The 3594-nt window shown below is 58.4% G+C and carries 3 protein-coding genes and 1 pseudogene; 2 read left to right on the forward strand and 2 right to left on the reverse strand.

Translation table 11 applies throughout. The annotated features are described in order from the left end of the window. Positions 1-249 precede the first annotated feature (249 nt). Together L248_RS16535 and L248_RS08690 are read left to right on the forward strand one after the other, a co-directional pair. Positions 250-318: pseudogene (locus L248_RS16535) on the forward strand (zinc ribbon domain-containing protein); the annotation flags it as partial. A 36-nt stretch (positions 319-354) separates the two neighbouring features. After that, positions 355-1812 carry a hypothetical protein gene (locus L248_RS08690; RefSeq protein ID WP_245585291.1) on the forward strand — a complete coding sequence of 486 codons (1458 nt, stop codon included), beginning with the start codon at positions 355-357 and terminating at the stop codon, positions 1810-1812. Between the two features lie 72 nt (positions 1813-1884). On the opposite strand, the gene L248_RS08695 is transcribed toward L248_RS08690, so the two are convergent. Beyond that, positions 1885-2787 carry an alpha/beta hydrolase gene (locus tag L248_RS08695; protein WP_051999949.1) on the reverse strand — a complete coding sequence of 301 codons (903 nt, stop codon included), beginning with the start codon at positions 2785-2787 and terminating at the stop codon, positions 1885-1887. A 139-nt stretch (positions 2788-2926) separates the two neighbouring features. Beyond that, positions 2927-3594: DUF805 domain-containing protein (locus L248_RS08700; RefSeq protein ID WP_196812014.1), on the reverse strand; the 668-nt coding region annotated here is incomplete at its 5' end.

Here is a 3594-nt window from a genome sequence, read left to right on the forward strand (position 1 = left end):
AAAGCGGACCGGCTTCGCACTAGCTTCGCGTCGCCACCCGTTTTGCCGGAGTTTGCGGAGCTTTGGCACGACGTCGAGGGAGAATTTTGTCCCAGTCCTTTTTCGTTTGGGCGGGACCGGCTGACGCCGGGCTCAAAAAAACGGTGAGAACCTCTGTCGCCGTTGATAATAGTCTCGCAATACCGGTATAATTGAGCTAGACTAGATTTTGAAGAGTGATCGTTAATTAAGGGAGTAGGTGTTTCAACGGTGGAGTATTGTCCAAATTGCGGCTACCCTGTCAGCTCGCAACAGAATTTTTGCCAAAACTGTGGTTATCCATTGACTGGCCGGGCACGGCAGATGGTCATGGGGGTGGCCCAGCTCAAACTGCTGCAACCGATTCAGGGGGACGGACAGCAGGACAGTCAATCTCAGAAGACAGCAGCAGCACCGGAAACGACGGTGCCGCAGAATGGTACGTTGGGTTTGTCGGCGGATGAGCCGACAGCACCGGCGAGTGCCCCGCAAGGCGCACCGTCGTTGTCCAGTCAGCCCACTTGGGACCAGCCCGCTGCGGGCGCTGTGGGTGTCCAGAGCGCCGACGACACACCGAGTTATCCAGGGTTCAGTCCCGTGGGGCAGACTTACCCGACGAGTGCTTCTGACCAATCATGGCAGCAGCAGCCGCAACCAGCGGACGGGTATGAACAACCGGCGTGGCCAGCACAAAATGACCAAAATCAGAATTGGCAAGCGCAAGCGCCTGCCAGCGATACCCAGCCAGGGTGGCAGCCCCAAGGGTCTGGTGCACCGCGCCAAACACCTTGGCAGCCGCAAGCCTCTGCTGCCCCGGAAGATATGAGTACGCCGGAGTACACCGAAGATAACAGTCAACCCGCCGATGTCCCCTACTACGGGACACCCAGCGGCAATGCCTACGGACCGATCAATGGCCAGAATCAAGGACCGGCTTATGGTCAGCCCCAGAATCAGCTCGGCCAGCAGCCGAGTGACACTCAGCCGCAAGCGCCTTACGGGGCACCCTATCAGTATCAGTCCCAGCAGGCACCGCAGCAGCCTCAACCGCAGCCGGCCGAGCCCTATGGTCGAGACGGACAAAACGGTGCAGCGCAGCCAGCCAATGCGTATGCGTATCAAGCACCGACCCAGAACGATACGAAAGGACCCACTGATCAATATGGTCAGTACGCACAGACCCAGCAGTCTGCTGCGCCCCAGTACGACACCAGCAACACTGCAGCCGCGCCGGACGACGCTGCCGCGGCCAGCAGTTATGACCCGATGAACACGGATTATGGTGCGCCCACGGACGATCAGTCCGCCCAAGACACTGATGACCAATACGCGGATAACGACCACACGCAAACCAAGGAGACCTTCCACATTGGGGTCACCGATATTTTGGGGGCCATTTTCTCCCTGTTCGTGATGATTGGCGTCTATATCCCGGGCTACTTCTCCAACACCGCCAGCCTGGTCGACTTCAGTAAGGGCACGTCTCTGCTGAGCAAGATGCAGCTGACTTCACCCGCGACATTGCGCTACCTGCTTCTGGTCATCGCCGCGCTGGGACCGCTGATCTTCATCGTATTCAGCTTCTGGAAGCGCCGCTCCTCGCCGCTCATTCGCTTTGGGGCCGGGGTCTTCAGCGTCATCGGCTACGCGTTCCTCTTCGTGCTGATGTTCGCCAAGGGCGCCATCACCACGATTCAGATTCAATCCACCGGCTTTGCCTTGATGGGCTACATCTCCCTGGCCTGCTTGCTGGGTGAGTTCATCATCGGGCTGGTTGACCTGATGCGCTCGTAGTTTAAGAAAGCAATCAAAAAACACACCTGACCAAATGCTTTTGGCAGGTGTGTTTTTGTGTTGCGGCAGACGTCACGCCTGGCCGTACAGGAACCGGTTGATTTTCTTCAATACCAAGGAATCGTCGTGCATCATGCTATGTTCGCCGGGCAGGCCGCGGACTTCGATCTCGCTGAAGGACTTCACGATGGGGGCCAGAATATAGCGAATCGACTTAGCCGAGATGACCGTGATGTACTTATCGGTGTTGGTGCCGTTGTTGATGTTGCCGTACACGTTCAGGACCTTGGCGTCGTGCGGGAACCGCTTGCGGCTCAGAAGCATCTCCAGGTAAGTGGGATTCATCAGAATCGGCCGACCGGTCCAGGTGAAGCGGTTGAAGTTGGGCAGGTCGCCCAGGGCGACGACGCCGTCGAACGGCCCGCCCACCAGCACCAGCTTATTCAGTTTGGGGAATTGGGGGTTGTCGTAGTTGCGCATCTCAGCGAAGACCAGCGCCGTCGCCCCCACCGAGTGGCCCACGGCATTATATTGGGTGAACCCGAATTTCTCCTGCAAGGCGGGCAGGATCTTTTCTAAGTAGTGAGAAATGATGCGGGTGCCCACCCAGTTGTCTTTGAAGACGACTTGGACGATGGGATGGAGATCGCTGGTCCAATTCCCGGCATAAGTGATTTCTCCGCTATCGTAGATGACTTGCAGCCAGCTGTCCTGCTGGGTCGCCCGGGCGGCTGATTCGACCATCTGTTGCGTAGAATGGGCGCCGCCGCGGAAGCCGTGCACGTAGAGGGTGGGAATCTGTTTGCTTTGGAAACGGCCGGTGGCGGGCAAGTCGGGCCGATCTTGGGCCTGCGCCTCCACCGTATCCGCCGCTGCTCGGCGCTTCGTCAGACGGGTCAACACCGGCAGCAAAAAAGCCCCGGCGGCCAAACCAGCAAGTACAGAACCCACTTTATTCATGCCTTCGCGTTCCACGTTTTCTCCTCCTTGAATCGTCACCTTACTATTCTAGCATAATCACCGGGACGCGCGTCTCAAGCACTGTGGAACTCACATAAAAAGGCCTTGGCTGGCCAGTATTGACTGGCAGCCAAGGTCCTTTCTGCAGACAAAGTTATGATGCAAGCGGCTTGCTTGGCGTGGCGGCGACGACCACCGTGGTGACCAGCAGGAGGAACGATACAGCGGTGAAGGCCAGGTTCTGCGTGGCACTCTGGCCCCAGCTGATGAACAGCGGCAGGATATACGCCACCGCTCCGAGCCAGCCGGGTACCCCGGCGTCACGGAACCGGCGGACGGTCAGGGCGAGGACGGGGATCAGGGTGAGCAGGCTGAAGCCTACCAGGAGGCCGTAACTCACTGGGGCCAACCGCCACAGGGTGCGCCAGGCGACGATCAGGGATGTCTGTCGGGGTAATGACGCGGCGTTGGCAAAGATAATTCGGGTCGTGAAGCCATCAAGAACCATTTCAATGGCGAAGACGATCAGCATGATCCACCAGTACTCAGACCGAGTGCTGCGGCCGGAGAAGTGGAACGCATTTCTAAAGAAGTTCTTCACCGCATCGCCAAACCGGACATAGGGGACAGTCGGTGACGCGGGCACTGTTGCCGATGTGCGGCTCGGTAAAGCCGCAATCGCTAGGTTGGCGACCAGAAGGATACTGAAGAGAACGATCCAGACCGTATGCTGGAAATGATCTGCAGCGGCAATCGCCACGGGACCGCCCAACGTGAGCACGAGCCATACCGGTGCCACACCGGCATCACGGAAACGGCGGG

Origin of the sequence: Schleiferilactobacillus shenzhenensis LY-73, assembly GCF_000469325.1 — a bacterium.
GTDB lineage: Bacteria > Bacillota > Bacilli > Lactobacillales > Lactobacillaceae > Schleiferilactobacillus > Schleiferilactobacillus shenzhenensis.